The 23,986-nt window shown below is 71.4% G+C and carries 23 protein-coding genes; 16 read left to right on the top strand and 7 right to left on the bottom strand.

The window, feature by feature from the left end:
- The first annotated feature begins 41 nt into the window (after nt 1–41).
- The 5 genes from sucB to ACIF83_RS30370 all read left to right on the top strand — a co-directional run bounded on the left by sucB (nt 42) and on the right by ACIF83_RS30370 (nt 7,302).
- Nucleotides 42–1,796, top strand: coding sequence for a 2-oxoglutarate dehydrogenase, E2 component, dihydrolipoamide succinyltransferase (gene sucB, locus ACIF83_RS30390; protein WP_399731641.1), 1,755 nt, complete (start codon nt 42–44; stop codon nt 1,794–1,796).
- A 217-nt stretch (nt 1,797–2,013) separates the two neighbouring features.
- Nucleotides 2,014–2,637 carry a GntR family transcriptional regulator gene (locus ACIF83_RS30385; RefSeq protein ID WP_393466147.1) on the top strand — a complete coding sequence of 208 codons (624 nt, stop codon included), beginning with the start codon at nt 2,014–2,016 and terminating at the stop codon, nt 2,635–2,637.
- A 260-nt stretch (nt 2,638–2,897) separates the two neighbouring features.
- A complete protein-coding gene (gene aceE, locus ACIF83_RS30380; protein WP_399731638.1) occupies nt 2,898–5,600 on the top strand; it encodes a pyruvate dehydrogenase (acetyl-transferring), homodimeric type in 2,703 nt (900 codons plus the stop codon).
- 76 nt (nt 5,601–5,676) lie between these two features.
- A complete protein-coding gene (locus ACIF83_RS30375) occupies nt 5,677–6,717 on the top strand; it encodes a helix-turn-helix transcriptional regulator (protein WP_393466141.1) in 1,041 nt (346 codons plus the stop codon).
- Nucleotides 6,718–6,783: 66 nt separating this feature from the next.
- On the top strand, nt 6,784–7,302 hold the full coding sequence (locus tag ACIF83_RS30370; protein ID WP_393466997.1) for a DUF4240 domain-containing protein: 519 nt from the start codon (nt 6,784–6,786) through the stop codon (nt 7,300–7,302).
- Here ACIF83_RS30370 and ACIF83_RS30365 read toward each other — a convergent pair.
- Together ACIF83_RS30365 and ACIF83_RS30360 are read right to left on the bottom strand one after the other, a co-directional pair.
- Nucleotides 7,292–7,492 carry a hypothetical protein gene (locus tag ACIF83_RS30365; protein WP_393466138.1) on the bottom strand — a complete coding sequence of 67 codons (201 nt, stop codon included), beginning with the start codon at nt 7,490–7,492 and terminating at the stop codon, nt 7,292–7,294. The two genes, ACIF83_RS30370 and ACIF83_RS30365, sit on opposite strands and share 11 nt — an antisense overlap.
- 65 nt (nt 7,493–7,557) lie before the next feature.
- The gene (locus tag ACIF83_RS30360) at nt 7,558–8,484 is read right to left on the bottom strand and encodes a peptidoglycan recognition protein (protein ID WP_399731634.1); all 927 of its coding nucleotides are present in this window, start codon (nt 8,482–8,484) and stop codon (nt 7,558–7,560) included.
- A gap of 136 nt (nt 8,485–8,620) precedes the next feature.
- Between ACIF83_RS30360 and ACIF83_RS30355 the strand changes: the two genes are divergently transcribed.
- Nucleotides 8,621–9,814 carry a MarP family serine protease gene (locus tag ACIF83_RS30355; RefSeq protein WP_393466133.1) on the top strand — a complete coding sequence of 398 codons (1,194 nt, stop codon included), beginning with the start codon at nt 8,621–8,623 and terminating at the stop codon, nt 9,812–9,814.
- A 17-nt stretch (nt 9,815–9,831) separates the two neighbouring features.
- Here ACIF83_RS30355 and ACIF83_RS30350 read toward each other — a convergent pair whose 3' ends face one another.
- On the bottom strand, nt 9,832–10,320 hold the full coding sequence (locus ACIF83_RS30350; RefSeq protein WP_399731631.1) for a GNAT family N-acetyltransferase: 489 nt from the start codon (nt 10,318–10,320) through the stop codon (nt 9,832–9,834).
- A 38-nt stretch (nt 10,321–10,358) separates the two neighbouring features.
- On the opposite strand from ACIF83_RS30350, the gene ACIF83_RS30345 reads away from it, so the two are divergent.
- Entirely contained in the window at nt 10,359–11,252 is an 894-nt protein-coding gene (locus tag ACIF83_RS30345) for a TIGR01777 family oxidoreductase (RefSeq protein ID WP_399731628.1), read from the top strand.
- 217 nt (nt 11,253–11,469) lie between these two features.
- Entirely contained in the window at nt 11,470–12,834 is a 1,365-nt protein-coding gene (locus ACIF83_RS30340; RefSeq protein ID WP_393466124.1) for an NAD(P)/FAD-dependent oxidoreductase, read from the top strand.
- 4 nt (nt 12,835–12,838) lie between these two features.
- Here ACIF83_RS30340 and ACIF83_RS30335 read toward each other — a convergent pair whose 3' ends face one another.
- Complete coding sequence (locus ACIF83_RS30335) at nt 12,839–14,302, bottom strand: regulator (RefSeq protein ID WP_393466121.1); 1,464 nt, start codon at nt 14,300–14,302, stop codon at nt 12,839–12,841.
- A gap of 238 nt (nt 14,303–14,540) precedes the next feature.
- On the opposite strand from ACIF83_RS30335, the gene lipB reads away from it, so the two are divergent.
- The 4 genes from lipB to ACIF83_RS30315 all read left to right on the top strand — a co-directional run bounded on the left by lipB (nt 14,541) and on the right by ACIF83_RS30315 (nt 17,624).
- Nucleotides 14,541–15,338 (top strand): lipoyl(octanoyl) transferase LipB, encoded by a 798-nt coding sequence (gene lipB / locus ACIF83_RS30330; RefSeq protein ID WP_393466118.1) that lies wholly within the window; start codon nt 14,541–14,543, stop codon nt 15,336–15,338.
- Between the two features lie 122 nt (nt 15,339–15,460).
- Nucleotides 15,461–16,450 (top strand): lipoyl synthase, encoded by a 990-nt coding sequence (gene lipA / locus ACIF83_RS30325; protein WP_393466116.1) that lies wholly within the window; start codon nt 15,461–15,463, stop codon nt 16,448–16,450.
- 213 nt (nt 16,451–16,663) lie between these two features.
- Nucleotides 16,664–16,861, top strand: coding sequence for a hypothetical protein (locus ACIF83_RS30320; protein ID WP_393466113.1), 198 nt, complete (start codon nt 16,664–16,666; stop codon nt 16,859–16,861).
- 61 nt (nt 16,862–16,922) lie between these two features.
- Nucleotides 16,923–17,624 (top strand): DUF4191 domain-containing protein, encoded by a 702-nt coding sequence (locus ACIF83_RS30315; protein ID WP_393466110.1) that lies wholly within the window; start codon nt 16,923–16,925, stop codon nt 17,622–17,624.
- Between the two features lie 67 nt (nt 17,625–17,691).
- Here the strand turns inward: ACIF83_RS30315 and ACIF83_RS30310 are convergent, their stop codons facing one another.
- A complete protein-coding gene (locus ACIF83_RS30310; protein WP_393466107.1) occupies nt 17,692–18,159 on the bottom strand; it encodes an RDD family protein in 468 nt (155 codons plus the stop codon).
- 208 nt (nt 18,160–18,367) lie between these two features.
- Between ACIF83_RS30310 and glnA the strand changes: the two genes are divergently transcribed.
- Nucleotides 18,368–19,777: a type I glutamate--ammonia ligase gene (glnA, locus tag ACIF83_RS30305; protein ID WP_393466104.1), complete on the top strand. Its 1,410-nt coding sequence runs from the start codon at nt 18,368–18,370 to the stop codon at nt 19,775–19,777.
- A gap of 158 nt (nt 19,778–19,935) precedes the next feature.
- Here the strand turns inward: glnA and ACIF83_RS30300 are convergent, their stop codons facing one another.
- A complete protein-coding gene (locus ACIF83_RS30300; protein ID WP_393466102.1) occupies nt 19,936–20,706 on the bottom strand; it encodes a calcium-binding protein in 771 nt (256 codons plus the stop codon).
- Between the two features lie 295 nt (nt 20,707–21,001).
- Between ACIF83_RS30300 and ACIF83_RS30295 the strand changes: the two genes are divergently transcribed.
- Nucleotides 21,002–22,168 carry a PP2C family protein-serine/threonine phosphatase gene (locus ACIF83_RS30295; protein ID WP_399731621.1) on the top strand — a complete coding sequence of 389 codons (1,167 nt, stop codon included), beginning with the start codon at nt 21,002–21,004 and terminating at the stop codon, nt 22,166–22,168.
- A 119-nt stretch (nt 22,169–22,287) separates the two neighbouring features.
- On the opposite strand, the gene ACIF83_RS30290 is transcribed toward ACIF83_RS30295, so the two are convergent.
- Nucleotides 22,288–22,539 (bottom strand): hypothetical protein, encoded by a 252-nt coding sequence (locus ACIF83_RS30290; RefSeq protein ID WP_393466096.1) that lies wholly within the window; start codon nt 22,537–22,539, stop codon nt 22,288–22,290.
- Nucleotides 22,540–22,815: 276 nt separating this feature from the next.
- Here ACIF83_RS30290 and ACIF83_RS30285 point away from each other — a divergent pair, with 276 nt between their 5' ends.
- Together ACIF83_RS30285 and ACIF83_RS30280 are read left to right on the top strand one after the other, a co-directional pair.
- Nucleotides 22,816–23,073, top strand: a complete 258-nt coding sequence (locus ACIF83_RS30285; RefSeq protein ID WP_393466094.1) for a hypothetical protein — start codon at nt 22,816–22,818, stop codon at nt 23,071–23,073.
- Between the two features lie 334 nt (nt 23,074–23,407).
- Complete coding sequence (locus ACIF83_RS30280; protein WP_399731617.1) at nt 23,408–23,932, top strand: hypothetical protein; 525 nt, start codon at nt 23,408–23,410, stop codon at nt 23,930–23,932.
- The last annotated feature ends 54 nt before the right edge of the window (nt 23,933–23,986 follow it).

Genomic DNA, 23,986 nt, shown 5'->3' with positions numbered 1-23,986 from the left:
ACGACACAGACTTCCGCAATTCGTAAGGAGCAACCGAAACCATGGCGGTTTCCGTAACCCTTCCGGCGCTCGGTGAGAGCGTCACCGAGGGCACTGTCACCCGCTGGCTGAAGGCCGAAGGCGAGCGCGTCGAGGCCGACGAGCCGCTGCTCGAGGTGTCGACCGACAAGGTCGACACCGAGATCCCCTCGCCCGCCGCCGGCGTGCTGGCCTCCATCAAGGTCGCCGAGGACGAGACCGTCGAGGTCGGCGCCGAGCTGGCGGTCATCGACGACGGCACGGGTGCGCCCGTTGCCGCTCCGGCCCCCGCGGCCGCCGAGGCCCCGGCCCCGGCCCCCGTCGCCGAGGCCCCCGCCGCTCCGGCTCCGGCCCCCGAGGCCCCGGCCGCCCCCGCTGCCGCCCCGGCCGGTGGCGCCCAGGGCACGGACGTGGTCCTGCCCGCGCTCGGTGAGTCCGTCACCGAGGGCACCGTCACCCGCTGGCTGAAGTCGGTCGGCGACTCCGTCGAGGCCGACGAGCCGCTGCTCGAGGTCTCCACGGACAAGGTCGACACCGAGATCCCGGCGCCCGCCTCCGGCGTGCTGCTCGAGATCGTGGTCGGCGAGGACGAGACCGCCGAGGTCGGCGCCAAGCTCGCCGTCATCGGCGCCGCGGGTGCGGCTCCGGCCGCCGCCCCGGCCCCCGCTGCCCCGGCTCCGGCCCCCGCTGCCCCGGCCCCGGCCCCCGTGGCTCCGGCCGCCCCGGCCCCGGCCCCGGCCGCCCCGGCGCCCGCCCCGGTCGCCGCCGCCCCGGCCCCCGCGCCGGTGGCTCCGGCTCCGGTCACCCCGGCTCCGGCCGCTCCGGCCGCCGCCCAGGCGACCGACGAGGGCGCCTACGTCACCCCGCTGGTGCGCAAGCTCGCCGCCGAGAACGGCGTCGACCTGGCCACCGTCAAGGGCACCGGCGTCGGCGGCCGCATCCGCAAGCAGGACGTCATCGCCGCCGCCGAGGCCGCGAAGGCCGCCGCCGCTGCTCCGGCTCCGGCCGCTGCCGCCGCTCCGGCCGCCAAGAAGGCCCCGGCGCTCGAGGTCTCCCCGCTGCGCGGCCAGACCGTCAAGATGACCCGCATCCGCAAGGTCATCGGCGACAACATGGTCAAGGCGCTGCACGAGCAGGCCCAGCTGTCGTCGGTCGTCGAGGTCGACGTCACCCGCCTGATGAAGCTGCGCGGCAAGGCGAAGGACTCCTTCGCCGCCCGTGAGGGCGTCAAGCTCTCCCCGATGCCGTTCTTCGTCAAGGCCGCCGCCCAGGCGCTGAAGGCCCACCCGGTCATCAACGCCCGGATCAACGAGGCCGAGGGCACGATCACCTACTTCGACACCGAGAACATCGGTATCGCGGTGGACTCGGAGAAGGGCCTGATGACCCCGGTCATCAAGGGTGCGGGCGACCTGAACATCGCCGGTATCTCCAAGGCCACGGCCGACCTGGCCGGCAAGGTCCGCGCCAACAAGATCACCCCGGACGAGCTGTCCGGCGCGACCTTCACCATCTCCAACACCGGCTCGCGCGGCGCGCTGTTCGACACGATCATCGTGCCGCCGAACCAGGTCGCGATCCTCGGCATCGGTGCCACGGTCAAGCGTCCGGCCGTCATCGAGACCGAGGAGGGCACGGTCATCGGCGTCCGCGACATGACCTACCTGACCCTCTCCTACGACCACCGCCTGGTCGACGGCGCCGACGCGGCCCGTTACCTGACGGCGGTCAAGGCGATCCTGGAGGCGGGCGAGTTCGAGGTCGAGCTCGGCCTCTGATTCCCTGATCAGGCAGTACGAAGCCCCGCCCGGAGCCTTCCGGGCGGGGCTTCGCCGTTTCAGCGGGGCGGGCTGCACGACAGGCCGCACCGAGCTCCCGGACCCCGCAAGCCCCATGTGCGCCTCGTCTCACCTGCACGAAAGCACCCGCATGCATCCCCTCGAAGCGCCGCACGGCTTTATTGTCTAAACGTCAGCCCTTCCCGAAGGAGCCCTCATGACCGCCCCCGTCATCCACTCGCTGCGCGAACAGATCCGCGAGCACATCGTGGAGGGAATCGTCAGCGGTCGCTGGCAGCCGGGCGAGCGCATCGTGGAGCGGCGGATCGCCACCGAGCTGGAGGTCAGCCAGACGCCGGTCCGAGAGGCCCTGCGCGAGCTGGAGTCCCTGCGGCTGATCGAGTCCGCGCCGAACAAGGGCGTACGCGTACGGAACCTGAGCGCGGCCGACCTGGAGGAGAGCTACCCCGTCCGAGCCGGCCTGGAGGCCATCGCGGCGGAGCTGGCGGCCGAACGTCTCGCGGAGGACTGCTCGGCCCTGGAACCGCACGTCCTGGCCCTGTACGAGGCCGACCGCAAGGCCGACGGCACGGCCCAGGTCCGCCACACGGTCGGCTTCCACCGCGAGCTGGTCCGCGCGGCGGACAACTCGGTGCTGCTGCACACCTGGGAGGGCCTGGGCATCGAGGTCTTCACGGCGCTGTCGATCCGCTGGCTGGGCACGGTCCAGCAGTCGTACGCGGAGGAGCACGAGGAGCTGGTGCAGGCCTTCAAGCGCCGGGATCCGCGCATCGCCGAGCTGGTGAAGGCCCACGTCCTGGGTTGCGCCCCGAGGGCTTGATTCAACCGAGCATACCGTCGCTCACCTGCGAAAACCCCGGTCAGATGCGGCACCGGGTGCCCATTTCAAAGGCACCGGGTGCCTACTTTCTCGAAATCGAGAAGTTTTGCCCCGCACCCCTTTGATCGATCATCGATCAGGGAGTTACAGTCGCCGACGGACTTCCACCGAAGTCCGCCTGCCCTGTCCTGCCAAAGACCAAGGGCACCCCCGAACCCTTACCGATGAGGGAACCCCCTTCGACTGAGGAAGGCGGCGACATGACCGACCCCAACGCCATCCAGCCGAGCGCGCTCGACCAGCTCCCCGACCGCGACCCCGAGGAGACCGCCGAATGGCAGGCCTCCCTGGACGCCGTCGCCAGGGAGGCCGGGCCGCACCGCGCCGCGTACCTGATGCGTCGCACGCTGGAGCGCGCCGAGGCGGGCGGCATCGCGCTGCCGAAGCTCCTCGAGACCGACTACGTCAACACCATCCCCACCGCCGCCGAGCCGGGCACTCCCGGTGACGAGGCGATGGAGGCCCGGATCACCGCGTGGAACCGCTGGAACGCGGCTGCCATGGTGACCCGGGGCTCGAAGTACGGCGTCGGCGGCCACATCGCCACCTTCGCCTCCGCGGCCTGGCTCTACGAGACGGGCTTCAACCACTTCTTCCAGGGCAAGGAGGCCGACGGGTCCGGCGACCAGCTCTACATCCAGGGCCACGCCTCCCCCGGCATCTACGCCCGCGCCTTCCTGGACGGCCGGCTGAACGAGGGCCACCTCGACAACTTCCGCCAGGAGTCCGGCGGCAACGGCCTGCCCTCCTACCCGCACCCGCGCCGCCTGCCCTGGCTGTGGGAGTTCCCGACGGTGTCGATGGGCCTCGGCCCGCTGTCGGCGATCTACCAGGCGCGCTTCAACCGCTACCTCACCAACCGCGCCATCAAGGACGTCTCCGCCTCGCACGTGTGGGCGTTCCTCGGTGACGGCGAGATGGACGAGCCGGAGTCGACGGCGGCCCTCGCGCTCGCCGCCCGTGAGGAGCTGGACAACCTCACCTTCGTCATCAACTGCAACCTGCAGCGTCTCGATGGCCCGGTCCGCGCCAACTTCAAGATCGTGCAGGAGCTGGAGGCCCAGTTCCGCGGCGCCGGCTGGAACGTCATCAAGACGCTGTGGGGCTCGGCCTGGGACGAGCTGTTCCAGCTCGACACCACCGGCGCGCTGGTACGCCGTCTGCGCGAGGTACCGGACGCGCAGATCCAGACGTACCAGACCCGCGACGCCGCCTACATCCGCGCCGACTTCTTCGGCAAGGACCCGGCGCTCGTCGAGATGGCGAAGCTGCTGAGCGACGACAAGATCCTCGAGTGCTTCCACCTCTCCCGCGGTGGTCACGAGGCCCGCAAGGTCTACGCCGCGTACAAGGCCGCCGTCGAGCACAAGGGCGCGCCGACCGTGATCCTGGCCCAGACGGTCAAGGGCCACACCCTCGGCGAGGGCTTCGCGTCGAAGAACGCCAACCACCAGATGAAGAAGCTGACGGTGGACGAGTTCAAGACGATGCGGGACCTGCTCGACCTGCCGATCAAGGACAGCGACTTCGCCGACGGCGTGGTGCCCTACGGCCACCCGGGCGCCGACTCCCCCGAGGTCCGCTACCTCCAGGAGCGCCGCGCGGCCCTCGGCGGCCCGGCCCCGGCCCGCCGCACGCACGCGCTGGCCCCGCTGCCCGCCCCCGCCGAGAAGGCCTTCGCCTCCTTCGACAAGGGCTCCGGCTCCCAGAACGTGGCCACCACGATGGCCTTCGTCCGCCTGGTCAAGGACCTGGTCCGCGACAAGGAGACCGGTAAGCGCTGGGTGCCGATCGTCCCCGACGAGGCGCGCACCTTCGGTATGGAGAGCCTCTTCCCGTCCCTGGGTATCTACTCGCCCAAGGGCCAGACGTACGAGCCGGTCGACCGCGACCAGCTGATGTACTACAAGGAGGCCAAGAACGGCCAGATCCTCAACGAGGGGATCACCGAGGCCGGTTCGATGGCCGACTTCATCGCCGCGTCCACCGCGTACGCCACGCACGGCGAAGCGATGATCCCGTTCTACATCTTCTACTCGATGTTCGGCTGGCAGCGCACGGCCGACCAGATGTGGCAGCTCGGCGACCAGCTCGGCCGCGGCTTCCTCGTCGGCGCGACGGCGGGCCGTACGACCCTGACGGGCGAGGGCCTCCAGCACGCCGACGGCCACTCCCCGGTGATCGCGGCCACCAACCCGGCCGCCCTCAGCTACGACCCGGCGTTCGCGTACGAGATCGCGGTCGTCGTCCGTGAGGGTCTGCGCCGGATGTACGGCGAGGCCAAGCCGGGCGAGGACCAGAACGTCTTCTACTACCTGACGGTCTACAACGAGCCGCTGCCGCAGCCGGCCAAGCCGGCCGGGCTCGGTATCGACGAGGGCATCGTCAAGGGTCTGTACCGCTTCAACACGGCGGAGTCCGCGGGCGTGACCGCCCCGGCCGACGCCCCGCGCATCCAGCTGCTCGGCTCCGGCACGGCGATCCACTGGGCCCTGGAGGCTCAGCGGCTGCTCGCCGAGGAGTGGGGCGTGGCCGCCGACGTGTGGTCCGCGACCTCCTGGTCCGAGCTGCGCCGCGACGCGATGGAGGCCGACGCGGCCCTGCTGCGCGGCGAGGAGCGTGTGCCGTACGTCCGCCAGGCGCTGCAGGGCGCCGAGGGCCCGGTCCTGGCCGTCTCCGACTACATGCGCCAGGTCCCGGACCAGATCGCGCAGTGGGTCGAGCAGGACTGGTCCTCGCTGGGCGCCGACGGCTTCGGCCTGTCCGACACCCGCGAGGCGGCCCGCCGCCACTTCGGCGTCGACGCGGAGTCGATCGTCGTCGCGGCCCTGGCCCAGCTCGCCAAGCGCGGCGAGGTCCAGGCGACCGCGGTGAAGGAAGCCCGGGAGAAGTACGGGCTGTAGTCACCTGAGTCCTGGGAAGGGGTACGGCTGCTGCCGTACCCCTTCTTTGTCAGTGGCCCCCGGCATCATGAATCGCATGCGTGCGGCCCGGCTCATCAAGATGGTGCTCCTTCTCCAGTCCCGGCCCTCCATGACCGCCGCCGAGCTGGCCCGGGAACTGGAGGTGTCGGAGCGGACGGTCACGCGGGACGCACAGGCGCTGTCGGAGGCCGGGGTGCCCGTGTACGCCGACCGGGGGCGGGCCGGAGGGTATCGGCTGATCGGCGGGTATCGCACGCGACTGACGGGGCTGGCGCGCGGCGAGGCCGAGGCCCTGTTCCTGAGCGGGGTGCCGGGGGCGCTGCGGGAGATGGGGCTGGACGACGTGGCCTCCGCGGCCCGGCTGAAGGTCTCCGCGGCCCTGCTGCCCTCCCTGCGGGACGCCCCGGACAGCGCGGCCCAGCGGTTCCATCTGGATGCGCCCGCCTGGTTCCGGGAGCCGGAGACACCCGCGCTGCTGCCCGTGATCGCCGAGGCGGTGTGGGACGACCGGCGGATCGGGGTCGTCTACCGGCGCCCGGGCGCCCCCTCGGCACCGGCCGAGGCGCCCCGGAGGCGGAGCGCCGATGAAGCTGCCACGGTCGTCGAGCGGGACTTGGAGCCGTACGGGCTCGTGCTGAAGGCGGGTGTCTGGTACCTGTGTGCGCGGGTGGGCGACGGCGGCGCCTTCCGGACGTACCGGATCGACCGGTTCGACGCCGTCGAGGCCCGTGCCGAGCGCTTCAGCCGTGATCCGGAGTTCGGCCTCCCCCGGTACTGGGCCGAGCAGGCCGAGCGGTTCGCCCGGTCGATCCTGCGCGCCGAGGTCGTCGTACGGCTGTCCCCGGGCGGCGTGCGCAGGCTGCAGTACGCCGTCGATCCGCTCTCCGCGCGCGAGGCGCTCGCGGGCGCGGGCGAGCCGGACGCCGAGGGGTGGGTGACGGTGACCGTGCCGGTGGAGTCGGAGGAGGTCGCGCACACCCAGCTGACGGCGCTGGGCCCGGAGGCCGAGGTGCTGGCGCCGGGGAGCCTGCGGGAGCGGTTCGCGGCGGACGCGGCCCGGCTCGCCGCGCGCTACGGGCGTGGAGACGTCTCATAACGATCCGCAGCACTCCGCGCGACTCCGCGTGCGCCCCACCGGCTCAGGCCCGATGCTGGACCCGTGATGGAAGAGTCGGAGTTCTGGGAGTTGATCGACACCACCCGCGAGGCCGCCGAGGGCGACCCCGAGGAACAGGCCGACCTGCTCGTGGACCGGCTGCTCCAGCTGGACCCGGAAACGGTCCTGGACTTCGCCCGTCACTTCGAGTCCCGCTACAACCGCGCCTACCACTGGGACCTGTGGGGCGCCTCCTGGGTGCTGCTGGGCGGGGCCAGCGACGACGCGTTCGACTATTTCCGGTGCTGGCTCATCGGCCAGGGCCGGGAGGTCTTCGAGGGCGCCCTGCACTCCCCGGACTCGCTGGCCGAGCTGCTGGAGGACTTCGACGAGGAGATCGACGGCGACGGCGAGGAGCTGGGGTACGCGGCCGACGAGGCGTACGAGCAGCTCACCGGCACCGTAGCCCCGGACCTCGGCATCGCGCCCGCGCCCGCCGAACCGGAGGGCACCCCGATCGACCTCGAGAACGAGGCGGCCCTCGCCGAGCTGTACCCCCGGCTTTCGGCGCGCTTCAAGAGCTGACTCCGGGCGCGTGCAACGGCGGCGCCGCGTTGGCCCGGTCGAGTGCCGAGGCCGTCGCGGCGGCCGGTCCGACCACGACCGCCGCGACCACGCAGACGACGGTCCAGGGGCGGCGCACCGCCCGCGCCCACACGGAGGCCGCCGGCCCGGACTGCCGGGCCCGCCCGTCCTGCTGCCGCGTACCGCTCATCGTCTCCCCGCCTCCGGTCGGCGCATCTCCCGCTGAGTGCGTGCCTCGACGGTAGGGCGGCGACCTCAGGGGGTGCGGTGAGCCGCCTGTGGCGTTGCTGTGGGCACGGGTCCCACGGGGACACGGCCCTGCAGGCGGGCCGCGCTCTGCCTGATCTCCGGGAGCCGGGCGGTCAGGGCGGCGCCCGGGCAGCTGGTCATGAAGCCGTCGTTGTGGCCGGTGACGGCGGGCAGGGTGGCGGTGCTGCCGGCCTTGTAGCGGCTGAGGCCGTTGCTGGAGACGAGGCGGATGCGGGAACGCGGGTCCACGTCGGCGAGGCCGAGCTTCCAGGCGGCGAGGGCGGCGATCGCGTCGGTCATGGCCTGCGGCACGGCGACGCCGGCCGTGAAGGTGCCGAGGGCGGCGATGCCGGTGGTGCGGTGGTTGAATCCCTGGGTGTGGGCGCCGGTGACGGGCCGGTCGACGCCTCCGGCACGGCCCTCGTAGATGGTGCCGCAGCGGTCGACGAGGAAGTTGTAGCCGATGTCGTCCCAGCGGCGGGGGCCGGTCTGGCCGGCGTACAGGTCGCGGATGATGCGGGGCGCCTCGGCGCAGTCGTAGTGGTTGGGCGAGTCGGTGTGGTGGACGAAGACGGCCACCACCTTGTCGTCGTAGCGCGGGGGCGGCTGACTGTGCGTGGCCGCGGTGCGGTCCAGCCAGGCGGAGCGGAGCACGATCCGCGGCCGGGGGGCGCGGTGGGCCTGCTGCGGCCGGTCCGCGGCGGGCCGGCCGAGCCGGACCTCGACAGGGCGTTCGACCTCGCGGGCGAACAGGACCAGCGTGAGGACCGCGGTCAGGCCGGGCAGACAGCCCAGCACCACCAGTACGGCACTGGGCACACGCACGGCCCGCCGCTTCCGCGTCCCACGCGATCTTCGGAAGACAGGCATGAGCCCACTGTCGAGCCGGTCCGCCGGGCTCGCGATGTGTGCTGTGCCACCCGGTGGAACCATCGTCCTGGTGGAGGACGTTTCTGGGGATATACGCACACGTGGCCGGTGCGCCGTCCGGTGGCCGCTCACGCGCGTGCGTGACTGATCATCGGGCCCGTCCCGGCCGTATTAGGGGGTCCGAGAGAAAGGCGGCTCCGTGGACCTGCTCGACCTGGTGCTCGCACTGGTGATCCTCGTCTACGCGGCGTCCGGATACCGGCGCGGGCTGGTGGCCGGATGTGTGTCCCTGGCGGGGTTCGTGGGCGGCGCGGTCGTCGGTGTGTGGGTGCTGCCGTGGGTGACCGGCCTGGTGGCGCGCGGCTCGGCGGCCGCGACCGTGCTGGCGGTGCTGACGGTGCTGGTGCCGGGAGTGGTGGGGCACGAGCTGGCGGGCCGGCTGGCGCTGCGGCTGCGGCGGGAGCTGGACCGGGAGGGCCGGGGTCCGCTGCGGGTGGCGGACGGCATAGGGGGTGCGGCGGCCAACTCGGTCGCGGTGCTGATCGTGGCCTGGGTCGCGGCGAGCGTGCTGGGCGCGTCCTCGTCGCAGACCCTGACGACGGCCATACGGAACTCGGCGTTGCTCGGCGCGGTGCAGCAGACGATGCCGGAGACGACTCCCGTGTGGTTCTCGCGGGCGACGTCCGCACTGACCGAGGCGGGCTTCCCGCAGGTCTTCAACCCGTTCGAGAACGAGTCGACGGCCCAGGTGCCCCGGCCCACGGGCGACAGTGTCACGCCGGCCGCGACCGAGGCCGCCAAGCGGAGCACGGTGAAGATCGAGGGCGCCTCCGGCACCGAGGGCCGGGAGGGCAGCGGCTTCGTGTTCGCGCCGCGGCACGTGATGACGAACGCCCATGTGGTGGCGGGCATCGACCACCCGAGCGTGCGGGTGGGCGGGGTCGGGCGGTCGTACGAGGCCCGGGTGGTGCTCTTCGACCCCGACCGGGACGTGGCGGTGCTGTACGTGCCCGAACTGCGTGCCCCGGTGCTGCCCTTCGACCGGAGCGCCACCCGCGGCGACTCGGCGGTGGTCGCGGGCTATCCGCAGGACGGGAACCTGAACCTGCAGGCGGCGACGGTGGCGAACCGGGTGCGCGCGACCGGCCAGAACATCTACAACAACCACACCGTCACCCGGGAGATCTACTCGATCCGCTCGACGGTCCGGCCGGGCAACTCCGGCGGCCCGCTGCTGACCGCGGACGGGCGGGTGTTCGGTGTGGTCTTCGCCCGCTCCACCTCGGACGCCGAGACGGGATACGTGCTGACGGCGGCCGAGGTGGCGTCCGACGCGGGGCGCGCGGCCACGGCGACGGCGGCGGTGGACACGGGGCAGCTGGTCACGTCGTAGGCGCCCGGTCCGGGGACTCAGAGGGAGCGGCCCATCACCACGTCGTCGACGTACTTCCCCTCGATCAGGAACTCCTCCGGCAGCACTCCCTCGACCGCGAAACCCTCGGCCTCGTAGAGCCTGCGGGCCGGGGCGTTGTGCCCGAGCACGCGCAGGGTGATGCGGCGTGCGCCACGCCTGCGCGCCTCCTCGATCGCGGCCCGGAGCAGCGCGCGGCCGATGCCCTTGCCGCGGGCGGCGTCGGAGACGACCAGGCCCTGGATCTGGCGGATGTGCGCCTGTGAGGGCAGCGCACTCGGGTGGACCAGTCTGAGGTAACCGACTACGCGCCCCTCGGCTTCGGCGACGAGGTAGTCCTGCGGCAGGTGGCGCTCGTCGAAGAAGGGCTGGTACGGCGGCTGCGGCGCGGGCAGTACGGCGTGCAGCGGGGACCAGGCGGCCCGGTCGAGGAGGGCCAGCTCCGCCTCGTCGGCGGGCAGGGCGACGCGTATGAACGGCTCCGGCATGACGGCCACCTTAGGCGGGACGGGGAAGGATGGGGCGCATGGAACCTTCGCGAATCGCGGTGGCCGGTGCGTCCGGCCTCATCGGCAGCGCCCTGGTGCGGTCCCTGACCGCGGACGGGCACGAGGTGGTGCGCCTGGTCCGCCGTGCGCCCCGGGACGGGAGCGAGGTCCGCTGGGACCCCGAGCGGCAGCAGGTGGACGCGGCCGGGCTGGTCGGCTGCGACGCGGTGGTCAACCTCGCGGGGGCGGGAATCGGCGACCGGCGCTGGACACCGGAGTACAAGCGGCTGGTCCGGGACAGCCGGGTGCTCGGCACGGCGGCGCTGGCGGAAGCGGTGGCCTCGCTGGACACACCGCCGCGGGTCTTCGTGAACGGCAGCGCGATCGGCGTCTACGGCGACACGGGCGACCGGACCGTCGACGAGGACGCGCCGCCCGGGGACGGGTTCCTGCCGTCGCTGTGCGTGGAGTGGGAGGAGGCGGCGGCGCCCGTGCAGGAGGCGGGCGTGCGGACGGTGTTCGTGCGCACGGGGCTGGTGGTCGCGCGGGGCGGCGGGGCGTGGGGGCGGCTGTTCCCGCTGTTCAAGGCCGGGCTCGGGGGGCGGATGGGCGACGGGCGCCAGTACTGGTCCTACATCGCGCTGCACGACGAGGTCGCCGCGATCCGGTATCTCATCGACCAGGACACGCTGTCCGGGCCGTTCAACCTGACCGCGCCCCAGCCGCTGACGAACCGTGAGATCACCGAGGCGATGGGGCGGGTGCTGCACCGGCCGACGCTGTTCGCCGTCCCGGCGTCGGTGCTGCGGACGGCGCTCGGCGAGATGGCCGGGGAGGTGCTGGGCAGCCTGCGGGTGGTGCCGAAGCGGCTGCTGGAGTCGGGGTTCACGTTTGCGTTCCCGGGGATCGACGACGCGATCCGCGCGGCCTGAGACGGCGCCGCCCGTACGACCTGACATGACGTCAAGAAGCTTCTGAGATCTCCTGCGACCTCTTGTGACCGTATGCGACCACCGTGCGACCGTGCCCTGTTGATGCGCGACTGTTCTCGACCGATCACGGCCCTAACCTCGACCCGAACTCGGGTATCCCTGGAGCCTGTTGGGGGCATGACGTCTCCACCGGCCGCGCAACCACAGGAGGGGCCTCGTGCTTGAGCCCGCGTACCAGGTGGACGTCGTCATCGTGGGAGCCGGAATCGCCGGACTCTCGGCGGCTCATCGGCTCACCAGCGCAGGAGTAACGACCGTAGTCCTGGAGGCCGCCCCTTACGTGGGCGGCCGCATGTCGACCGAGAAGGTCGACGGCTTCCGGCTCGACCGCATCGGACAGCTGCTGTCCACGTCCTATCCCGAGCTCCGCCGCACCCCGGGGCTCGGCTCACTCACCCTGCGCCGCTTCGCGCCGGGCGTGCTGCTGCACCGCGACGGACATACCCACCGCGCGGGTGCACCGGCGACCGGCGGGAGCGCAAGGGGCGCACTCCATGTGGTGCGCGCCCTGGCGAGCGCCCCCAGGGGCTCGGCGGCCGCACCGGGCCGGGCCGGTGCGCCGGTGGGCCGCGCGGTCGACCAGGCCCGGCTCGGCACCGCCCTGGGCCGGATCGCCGCCACCCCCGTCGAACGCCTGCTGTCCCGGCCCGAACTGCCCGCCGCACAGGCCCTCGCGGCCCGCGGGGTGCCTGCCCGGACCATCGACGGCTTCCTGCGTCCGCTGCTCGCCGCGCTGCTGTGCGATCCGGAGCTGACCACGTCCAGCCGGTGCGCCGACCTGGCACTGCACTCCTTCGCGAGCGGCCGGCTGTGCGTACCGGAGGGCGGCGCGGAGGTGCTGCCGGAGCAGCTGGCCGGCGCGCTGCCGCCCGGCACCGTGCGCACCGGGGTGCGGGTCACCTCCGTGTCCACGACCTCGGTGACCACGGCCGAGCACGGTGAGATCCGCTGCCGTGCGGTGCTGCTGGCGACCGACGCGCGGGCCGCGGCCGAACTGCTGCCGGGGCTCAGGGTGCCGGACTTCCATCCGGTGACGGTCGTTCACCACACCACGGACGAGCCGGCCGCGGTCCTCGCGACGGGCACGTCGCTGCTGCTGGACGCCGACCGCGGCGGACCGGTCGCGCACACGGCGGTGCTCAGCAACGTCGACCCGAGCCGCGCCCCGGCCGGCCGGGTGCTGATCTCGTCGACCGTGCTGGGCACCCCGCCCGACGGCGTCGACACCGCCGTCCGCATCCACCTCTCACGGCTCTACGGCACCTCGACGCGCCGCTGGGAGACGCTCGCCGTGCACCACACCCCGCAGGCGGTACCGGCGATGCGCCCCCCGCACGACCTGCGCCGCCCGGTACGCCTGCTGGCCGGCCTGTACGTCTGCGGCGACCACCGCGACACCAGCACCGTCCAGGGCGCCCTGCACTCGGCCCACCGGGCCGCGGCGGCGATTTTGGCGGACCTGGGAGCGGCGGGACCGATGCACAGGGCGGATCCGGCACCTGCGCTGCCACGAGCGGCCTAGGCACTCAGCCCAGTGCGGCGATCCTCTCCCGGTACCCCCTCACCGGTGCCGCGTCCCTGTACGGCTCCAGGCGGCGTTCGAAGTCCTTGACGTACTCGATCGCGCGTGCGGAGCGCATCTCCGCCGCTTGGCCGGCGGCCTCGGCGGCCAGTGCGCAGGCCTGGTCGAGTTCGCCGAGGCCTAGCCGGGCGGTGGCGAGAACGACCCGGCAGAACAGCCGGCTGCGGGCGTAGGAGGGAGCGCGCAGCTGGAGCGAGCGCTCCGCGTGCTGGGCGGCGGCCCGGAACTGCTGCAGGTCGCGGTGGCAGTGCCCGAACTCGTCGGCGAGCTGCGCCTCGTCGAAGAACCGGGCCCAGTAAGGCACCTCGTCCCCGGGCCGGGCCGCCTCCAGGGCGCGCTCGGCCCGCACCAGCGCTCCGGTGCACGCCCGCACCTCCCCGAGCACCCCGTGCGCGCGGGCCTCGGAGGCGTGCAGCAACGCCTGCACGACCGGCGGTGCGCCGGTGCCGACCCCCTGCTGGGCCACCCGCGCCAGCTGTACGGCCTCCCTGCCGTGCCCGAGGTAGACGGCCTGGCGGCTCATGGTGACCAGCACGTAGGAGCCGTAGGACCGGTCACCGGCCGCCTGGGCGAGGCGCAGGGCCTGCACGAAATAGCGCTGGGCGAGTCCGTGCGCGGCGATGTCGTACGAGGTCCAGCCGGCGAGCCGGGTGAGGTCGGCGGCCGCGGCGAACAGGCGGCGGCCGGTCTGCTCGTCATAGGCGCCGCGCAGCATCGGCTCGCACTCGTGCTCCAGGTAGCGCACGAGGGCCTGCCGGGCGTGGCCGCCGCCGTAGGCGTCGTCGAGGGTGCGGAACAGCTCGCCGACCGAGCGCAGCGCGGCGATGTCACCGCCGCTGACCTTGTGGCCGGGGGCGCGGGCGGCGTGTCCCCGGGGCCGGGGCGGAGCCGGTACGGCCTCCGGCCGGTCCCGGGCGGCGGGGCGGCCCTGGGTGGGCACCCGGGGTGCCGGCTCCCGGGCCACCCTGTCGTCGGCCTTGCCGATCAGCCAGTCCCGGCTGGGCACGACCAGTCCCGCCGGAGTGAAGGCGATCTTGCGCAGCTCGGCGTGGCTGCCGGAGTCCTTGCGCCACAGCCCGCTGACGATGTCGACGGCCTCCTCGGGGGTGGCCGCGAACTCGAGCCCGGCGTACACCGGCGCACAGGCGTCCAGGCCGAGATCCTGGGCCGTGAGCCGGCGTCCGAGCCGGCGCGTGAACACCTCGGCGATCAGGGCGGGTGTGGTGCCCCGGGGCTGCTGCCCGCGCAGCCAGCGGGTGACCGAGGTCTTGTCGTATCTGAGGTCCAGCCCGTGCTCCAGACCGAGCTGGTCGACGCGACGAGCCAGACCCGCGTTGGAGAATCCCGCCTCTGCGATGAGCGCGGCGAGCTGGCGGTTGGGGGTGCGCTGCGCGGGTCGGTCCGTCATCTGCGGTGCGGTCTCCTGCCTTCCGGCGCCTGAAGTGCCGGGATTGCCTGTGAGCAGCCCTTATGGCCTCGTGGACGGCGCGAATGTAGCGGAGAGTGAGTAGACGATCACACACTTCGCCGCGCATTCATCCGATCGTGTGAGGATTGCCCCCAGGGCTGACGTACGCCGGACGGACGTACAGTGGCGTGGGCGCGTTACGTGCCTGACACACCCACCGCTGAGGGAGGCGCTTGCCGTGAGTGAGTTGCGGTTCGTCCACATGGGGTTCGGCGCGGACGCCGTCGAGTACCAGGAGGCGTGGGACGAGCAGCGCCGGGTGCACGCGGCCCGGTTCGCCGACGAGGTCCCCGACACCGTGCTGCTCCTGGAGCACCCCCCGGTGTACACGGCGGGCCGCCGGACCGAGGACAGCGAGCGCCCGCTGGACGGCACCCCGGTCATCGACGTGGACCGCGGCGGCAAGATCACCTGGCACGGCCCCGGACAGCTGGTGGGCTACCCGATCCAGAAGCTGCCCCGCCCGGTGGACGTCGTCGCCCATGTGCGCCGCCTCGAGGAGGCGCTCATCCGCACCTGCACCGAGTTCGGCGTGGAGACCACCCGGGTCGAGGGCCGCAGCGGTGTGTGGGTGCTCGGCGACCCGGTCGAGCAGCGGCCGGCCCTCGGCGGACTCTCCCTCGACTTCGACCCGCGGCTCCAGGACGAGGAGTTCGACCCCCGCCTGAACGGCCCGGAGTACGCCCCCTCCAACGCCGGTCAGCGCCGCGAGGACCGCAAGATCGCCGCGATCGGCATCCGCGTCGCCAAGGGCGTCACGATGCACGGCTTCTCCTTCAACGTGAACCCGGACAACCGCTGGTTCGACCGGATCATCCCGTGCGGCATCCGCGACGCCGGGGTGGCCTCCCTGGCCAACGAACTGGGCCGCGACATCACCATCGAGGAGGTCCTGCCGGTGGTGGAGCGCCACCTGAGGGACATCCTGGAGAACGCGGAGCTGAAGCCGAGGGTGATCGAGAAGGCATCCGCCTGATCGGGGAATGCGCCCCATGGCTGTGAGGTTGGCCTCACCCGTAGGGCTCAGTTAGCACGGGCGTACCCTGGTGTACGCCGAAGAATCGAAGACTACGTCTAAGCAATCGCAGGGAGCCGGTCGTGTCCGCAGTCGCACCCGACGGACGCAAGATGCTGCGCCTGGAGGTCCGTAACAGCCAGACCCCCATCGAGCGCAAGCCCGAGTGGATCAAGACCCGGGCGAAAATGGGCCCCGAGTACACGGCGATGCAGAAGCTCGTGAAGAGCGAGGGTCTGCACACCGTCTGCCAGGAAGCCGGCTGCCCGAACATCTACGAGTGCTGGGAGGACCGCGAGGCGACCTTCCTCATCGGCGGCGACCAGTGCACCCGGCGCTGCGACTTCTGCCAGATCGACACCGGCAAGCCCGAGGCGCTCGACCGTGACGAGCCGCGCCGGGTCGGCGAGTCCGTGGTCACCATGGACCTGAACTACGCCACCATCACCGGCGTCGCCCGCGACGACCTGGAGGACGGCGGCGCCTGGCTGTACGCCGAGACCGTGCGCCAGATCCACCAGCAGACCGCCGGGCGCGAGGCCGGCCGGACCAAGGTCGAGCTGCTGGCTCCCGACTTCAACGCGATCCCCGAGCAGCTCGCCGAGGTCTTCTCCTCCCGTCCCGAGGTCTTCGCGCACAACGTCGAGACCGTGCCGCGGATCTTCAAGCGGATCCGCCCCGGCTTCCGCTACGAGCGCTCGCTGAAGGTCATCACCGAGGCCCGCGACTTCGGTCTGGTCACCAAGTCCAACCTGATCCTCGGCATGGGCGAGACCCGCGAGGAGGTCAGCGAGGCACTCAGGCAGCTGCACGAGGCGGGCTGCGAGCTGGTCACCATCACCCAGTACCTGCGCCCCTCCGTGCGCCACCACCCGGTGGAGCGCTGGGTGAAGCCGCAGGAGTTCGTGGAGCTGAAGGAGGAGGCCGAGCAGATCGGCTTCTCCGGTGTGATGTCCGGTCCGCTGGTCCGGTCCTCGTACCGCGCCGGGCGCCTGTACCAGATGGCGATCGAACAGCGGCAATCAGCTGCTCCGCAGCAGGGTGGCAGCTACATCGCGACCCAGGCTGTGTGAATTCACGCACAAGCTATTACTGGCCAGTAATGGCCGAGTCGACGCGGTCCTGACCGTCCTCGCTGATGAGGGCGACCGTCAGGGCCGCGTCGGTGTTTCGGCGCTCCGTATCAAGGCTTCATTGGCGTTTGACCGGTCGGTCACGCCCTGGTAACACCAATCAGTGACTCTGATATCACGCGACGTACACCCGACCGAGGGGGGACCTCGATCATGCAGGCCGCGCCCGTCCGCGCCACCGCCATTCCGTCCTTCACCGACGCACTCCGCGCCGTCGAGTCCCTGCTCATGAGCAGCGGCCAGCGCACCGCCCGCCGCAACGCCTGGACCTCCGTGCTGGAGGACCGCCGCCGCGCCAAGGACCGGGTCGAGGCGCAGCGCGTGCTCGAGCAGGCCGCCACCCGCCCCTGAAACCTCTCCCCGCCGGGCACTGCCGTCGTGGGCACTCCCGGGGGCACGTAGACTTCGTGGCATGGCGAGGAAGGAAACCGCGGCGGACGCCGCGAACGCAGGGCGACTGAAGCAGATCGCCCTTACCTACAAGATGACCCGCAAGGCCGACAAGAAGATCGGTCTTGTACTGGCGGCCGTCGGTATCGGCACTCTCGGTGTCTTCCTCGCGATCGGCTTCCTGGTCGGGTACCCGGTCTATCTCGGCATCCTGGGCCTGCTACTGGCCTTCCTGGCGACGGCGATCGTTTTCGGCCGCCGCGCCGAGCGTGCCGCGTTCGGGCAGATGGAGGGACAGCCCGGTGCCGCCGCGGCCGTCCTGGACAACATCGGCCGGGGCTGGACGACGACTCCGGCGGTGGCGATGAACCGCAGCCAGGACGTGGTGCACCGCGCGGTCGGCAAGGCCGGCATCGTGCTGGTCGCCGAGGGCAACCCGAACCGGGTGAAGAGCCTGCTGGCCGCCGAGAAGAAGAAGATGAACCGCATCGTGGCGGACGTGCCGGTGCACGACGTGATCGTCGGCAACGGCGAGGGCCAGATCGGCCTGAAGAAGCTGCGCACGACCATGCTGAAGTACCCGCGTGTGCTGACCGGCCCCCAGGTGACCGCCACCAACGACCGGCTGCGTGCCATGGGCGACCTGATGAGCAACATGCCGCTGCCGAAGGGTCCGATGCCGAAGGGCATGCGGATGCCGAAGGGCGGGCCGAAGGCCCGCTAGTCCTCTCTCGTACGAGAAAGGGGGCGCCCCGACCACAGGTCCGGGCGCCCCCTTCGTCGTACGAGGTTCAGCTCCGGACTTCCACGGTCTTCGCGATCCGGTCGTGCAGGCCGCGGCCGTCCCGGTCCCAGATCAGGGCGGGGATCGCCAGGCACAGCAGGACCGTGCGCAGCAGGGCGCGCAGCGGGTTGACCGTGCCGGTCTGCAGGGCCACGACCCGGATGCCGAAGAGACGCTTGCCCGGGGTGAAGCCGATCGTGCCCACCGTGAGGGCGCTCATCACGAAGAAGACGAGCAGGGCCCAGTTGCTGGTGGCGGGGCTGTTGCCATGCGTGATCAGGCCGTATGCGATCAACACGCAGAGGCCCCAGTCGACGGCCAGGGCACCGAGGCGCCTGCCGGGCCGTGCGATCGAGTTCGGTCCGTCCTCCGGGAGGCCGAGCTGCTCGCCCCGGTAACCGAAGTCGGCGCCGGCTTCTTCCATGGCCGCGCGCGGCCCGGAAAGCCACGATCCCATTGCTTGCCTGTTGTCCACCCGTCCACGGTACGCGCCCGGAATCGGGCAGGGCGCACAGGGGTGTGTCAGCGCTACGGTGGAACCGTGGCCGGTTAACTTCTGCGAAACAATCGGGTCACGCCCGAGAAATCACCCGTCCCTAGGGTCGGAGGCAGCGTGTGCCACCGCACTGGCCGCACGAACGATCTACCACCCCGGCGGGACGGTCGGGAGTAGGAGGAGCTGGATGTTCCAGAACGCCGACGAGGCCAAGAAGTTCATCGCGGACGAGGACGTCAAGTTCGTCGACGTCCGCTTCTGCGACCTGCCGGGCGTCATGCAGCACTTCACGGTGCCCGTCGAGGCGTTCGACCCGGACGAGGAGCTGGCCTTCGACGGATCGTCGATCCGTGGTTTCCAGGCCATCCACGAGTCCGACATGGCCCTGCGCGCCGACCTCTCCACGGCCCGTGTGGACCCGTTCCGCCGCGACAAGACCCTCAACATCAACTTCTTCATCCACGACCCGATCACGGGCGAGCAGTACTCCCGTGACCCGCGCAACGTGGCCAAGAAGGCCGAGGCCTACCTCGCGTCGACCGGTATCGCGGACACCGCGTACTTCGGTCCCGAGGCCGAGTTCTACGTCTTCGACTCCGTCCGCTTCGCGACCGGCGCGAACGAGTCCTTCTACCACATCGACTCCGAGGCGGGTGCCTGGAACACCGGCGCCCTGGAGAACAACCGTGGCTACAAGGTCCGCTACAAGGGTGGCTACTTCCCGGTCCCGCCGGTCGACCACTTCGCCGACCTGCGCGCCGAGATCTCCCTGGAGCTGGACAAGCAGGGCCTGAAGGTCGAGCGCCAGCACCACGAGGTGGGCACCGCCGGCCAGGCCGAGATCAACTACAAGTTCAACACGCTGCTCGCCGCGGCCGACGACCTCCAGCTCTTCAAGTACATCGTGAAGAACGTGGCCTGGCGCAACGGCAAGACCGCGACCTTCATGCCGAAGCCGATCTTCGGTGACAACGGCTCGGGCATGCACGTGCACCAGTCGCTGTGGAGCAACGGCGACCCGCTGTTCTACGACGAGGCCGGCTACGCGGGCCTGTCGGACACCGCCCGCTACTACATCGGCGGCATCCTCAAGCACGCCCCGTCGCTGCTGGCCTTCACCAACCCGACGGTCAACTCCTACCACCGCCTGGTCCCGGGCTTCGAGGCGCCGATCAACCTGGTGTACTCGCAGCGCAACCGCTCCGCCGCGATGCGTATCCCGATCACGGGCTCCAACCCGAAGGCCAAGCGCGTCGAGTTCCGCGCGCCCGACTCCTCCGGCAACCCGTACCTCGCCTTCTCCGCCCTGCTCCTCGCGGGCCTGGACGGCATCAAGAACAAGATCGAGCCCGCCGAGCCGATCGACAAGGACCTCTACGAGCTGGCTCCCGAGGAGCACGCGAACGTGGCCCAGGTCCCGACCTCGCTGCCGGCCGTCCTCGACTCGCTCGAGGCCGACCACGAGTTCCTCCTCCAGGGCGACGTGTTCACGCCGGACCTGATCGAGACGTGGATCGACTTCAAGCGCACCAACGAGATCGCCCCGCTGCAGCTGCGTCCGCACCCGCACGAGTTCGAGCTGTACTTCGACGTGTGATATCGCCCCAGGTCAGAGCGGGTAACCGCTCCCCTGGGCCGTCTGTGGCCGTCGGCCGGCTCTCCCAGCACGGGAGAGCCGGCCGACGGCTTTTCGCTCCAGGTCTCACGGCAGCGCGCCCTGTTGCGTTGCTTGGAGACCGCGGGCGAGACCCCTCGTTACTTCACGTCGACGAAGTCACCCGTGGCCTTGGCGGCGGGTGTGGTGCTCGTGCCCGTGAAGTAGTAGCGCCAGTAGCCGTCGGTGGAGGCGGTGACCGTGGTCCTCACATTGCCGCTGCCGTCCGTGTTCAGGGTCTTGACGGTGCTGTACGTGCTGCTGCCGGCCTTGCGGAACTGCAGCTTGACCGACTGTCCGGTGTACCCGTGATACAGGTGGTCCTCCCAGTTCGCCCTGGTCAGCTTGCCCGTGACGGTGATCGTCCGACCCTTGGCGACCGGCTCGGGCGAGGCGTTGACCGTGAGCTTGGAGTAGCGCTGCACGTGGAAGGTGCCGAGATTCGTCCGCTTCGCCGAGTCGCCGTCCTTGGCCTTCGCGTACGCGCCGAAGTGCCAGGTGCCCGCGAAGGCGTTGTAGTGCAGGTCGTACTCGGGGACGACGGTGTACGTCGACGTGCAGGTGACCTTGGTCCCCGACGTGCACGTGGTCTCGCTTGGTGAGTCCTGGGTCCAGAAAGCGTCGGGGTCGCTCCAGGTGCCGTGGTACAGGTACGTCTGCCCGGAGGCTATGCCGGCCGGGTCGGAGGCCGTGAACGTGACCTTGAAGGTCACCTTGTTCGTCGTGCCGACGGCGACGTCCTTGCCACCGTTCACCACCACGTTCGAAACGTCGGTGTCGCCCACCACCGTGTCCGCGTGAGCGACCGGAACGGTGAGGGCGATGAGTGCCAGCGCGCCGGACGAAGCGGCACCGATGGCGAGTCTGCGCATGAGTTCCCTCAGGGAAAAGAGGCCTGTCGCCCGGGTAGGCGTCCGGCGGGTGAACGGAACTGTAAGGGATGGCCTCGCTCTTCCGGACACCTGGTCCCGGGCACCGCTGCCCCGGGTGTGGCCCGGGCGGGTCGGCAAGTCGCCGGTCGTGACGACCAGGTGGCCGTCGTCGCGAACGAATGGCTGAGCGGGAACTGACGGCTGCGACCGCTGTAAATGGGCCGGGCCGGTCTCCGGGCTGCCCGGGGCGGCTGGCCGGGTGGAGCCGTAGGTTCCAGCGAGGCAGGCTTGGTGCATGAAGTCGCTCTTGCGCTCACCCCCGGTGCCAAGAGCAGGCGGTCATCACCGGGTCCTCTTCACGCTGATGCAGTGTGTGCCCTATCTGATCGCACTTGCCGTGCTGGCCATCGAGCTCACGCCTGCGCACTTCATCTATACCGGCCCCTTTCTCACCGCGGTCCCGGCGCTGGCGGCAGTGACGTTGGGGCCCAAGGGCACCACCGCGGCGGCGGCCCTCGCACTGGCGATCAGCGTGACCACCGCGACCTATAACGGGGCATGGGGCACCCTGCAGGTCTACAGCAACTTCCTGGCCTTGGCCTTGGTCTCCGTGGCCGGCTTCATCACCAGCCGCGCCATGCAGGAGCGCAGGCAGAGAGAGCTCGACCAGATCCGCCGCATCGCCGTGGCTGCCCAGGATGTCGTGCTGCGGCCCGTGCCCGCGCGCCTGGGCCCACTGCGGGCCGGCAGCCTGTGCCTTGCGGCCGGGACCGGGGCACGGGTGGGCGGTGATCTGTACGAGGCCGTGCAGACGCGGTTCGGCGTCCGGATGATCGTCGGGGACGTCCGCGGCAAGGGACTGTCCGCGGTGCGAGCCGTCGCGGTGGCGCTGGGCGCGTTCCGGGAAGCCGTGCACTATGAGGAGGACCTGGCGGAGGTCATGAACCGCTGCGCGGCTGCGCTGCGACGGGAAGTCTCCGTGCCGGGTGCGTATGGTCAGGAGGTTCTGCTGGAAGGGTTCACCACGGCGCTCATCGCGCAGGTGCCGGACCAACCCGTGGTGCAGCTGGTCAACCGCGGACATCCACCACCGCTGCTGCTGCACCAGGGCAGGGCTACGCCGCTGATGCCGAGCTTGCCGTCGCCGCCTCTTGGCCTCGAAGACCTCATCGCCGGCCTCCCCGAGAAGCCTGAAAGCTATGCGTTCATCCCCGGTGACCGTCTGTTGTTGTACACCGACGGCGTGATCGAGGCCCGCAACCTCGACGGCGAATTCTTCGCACTGCCGGAGGCCATGGAGGGGATAGGCGTCGGCCCCAGCCCACCGGAATTCCTGGAGCAACTGCACCAGGGGTTGACCCGCCACACCGGCGGCGACCTGGCGGACGATGTGGCGATGATCCTCGCCGACCGGTTCAACGGCCTACCGGGGGCGCCTCATGGCGGGGCAGACGGTGGGTGACCCACTTCTTCGACGTGTGGTCGACACCGCCCACAGCGTGTGAGGGCCGCCACCGGGAGCGTTCCCCGGTGGCGGCCCTCGACCGTTGTTTACGACCCGTGTCCTTCCGGCCACGGCCGTCAGCTCACGACGACCACCACGACGGGAGTGTTGAACCCGTTGTTGAAGCCGAAGCCGTTGTTGAAGCCGAAGAAGCCGTTGCGGTCGAAGCAGCCGCCCCTCCAGTCGTTGTTGAAGCAGCCACGGTTGGTGGACACCTGGGTCGGGGTGGCTGCCGACGCGGTACCTGCCGTGCTGATCGCGGCTCCGCCGATCATCAGGACGCCGACGGCGGATGCTGCGGCGAGACGCCTCGCACGATGTGCATTCATGGATCCACCTTCCTTCCAACCCCTCGTGCGGCTTTCCGGGCACGAGACGGATGGCCGCGACCAGGGAGTGAAGAGTCCGGCGCGGGTAGGGGGTGCCGCACGACAGTGGAAGTAGCAGGGCAGACGACGTCGGACACCCTGCGGTGCGGCTCTCACCGAAAATGCTAGCCGCCCGGCGACCAGCCAGCATCCCGGGCAACCTTTGCCGCTTCCCATGCTTCCTAATCTCGGGGGATCATCCTCCTGGTTCTGTCCGACGAGAGAGGTTGAACGGGGATGACCGAACAGAACGACTGGGAGCGCGAGTTCGATCACAGATGGGCGAACTCTGCCGAGCACAAGGAGCCCTCCGCACGGGCCCGGATGCTCGCCGCCCGCTGGAAGGAGAACCCGCCGGACCCGGCGCCGTTCCGCGCCGACCCGGACCCGGTGGGGCCGCGGCGGTCGTCGTGGGTGTCGACGGTCGTGGTGCTGGGCTGCGTGGCCGCGGTCATAGTGCTGCTCGGGTACGCGCAGATGCGTTCTCCCTACTAGAGGCACGGGGAGTTCAGGGGATCCGGGAGGGGACCCGGGCCGCGCAACGGCCGGCCGAGGGCTCGGTGCTGCGGGACGTGATCGACACGAGCGACCCGAGCGCCTGGCTGTGGCTGGACGAGCAGGTGCGGGCGGACGAGTGGTACTTCCCGCCGTACGTCGTCCCCGCCCGGGGAAACGGCCGGCGGGCGTTCGCCGACGGCCGCCCTGCGCGCCGACGGCCCGCTCACCGAGGGGCAGCTCGCGCTCGCCCTGTGCCACCGGGACGGCCGGATCCGGCACCGGGCGCTGGGCGCTGGGTGCCGGGGCGGGTCGCCGGGCCCGGTCCGCCGGGGTGACCGCGCTGCGGCGTCTGGAGCGGCCCGAGCAGGCCATCGGGTTCCTGACGGACCGGTCCGTGCTGGTGCGGGCCTGTGCCCGGTATGCCGTACGGCAGTACGGGACCGATCCGCCGCCCTGGTACCGGGACCGGTGCGCCGACCCCGGTGACCCCGCGCTGCCGCCGGGCGCCGCGATCGGGCTCGCGGAGTGCGGGACCCGCGCGGACGCCGCCCTGCTGTGGCCGCTGCCGGACCACCCGGTGCCCGGCGTGCGGACCAGGGCGGTGGCCGGGCTGCGCACGCTGGACGTGACGGACCTGCCGCGGAGACGGCGGCTGCCGGACGATCCGGCGCCCGGGGTCGTCGGCGAGGCCACCCTCGCTCCTCTCCCGTCGGCCGGACTGCCGCCCGCCCGAGTCGTGGCTGGCGGAGCGGCCGGCGGCGGGGCGGCCGCGCTGGGTACGGGTGTCGGCGTACCGGTTGCTGGACGCGCACGGAGGCGTCGTACGGCTGCGGGCGGCCGTGGCGCTGCTCGGTGACGCGGACGAGCGGCTGCGCACACGGGCCGAACCGGCCGTGCGGCGGACCCGGCC

The sequence above is a fragment of the Streptomyces sp. NPDC085866 genome, from assembly GCF_044541035.1.
Taxonomy (GTDB): domain Bacteria; phylum Actinomycetota; class Actinomycetes; order Streptomycetales; family Streptomycetaceae; genus Streptomyces.
Note: the sequence above shows the minus strand (reverse complement) of the source record. Positions and strands in the feature narration are given on the sequence as shown.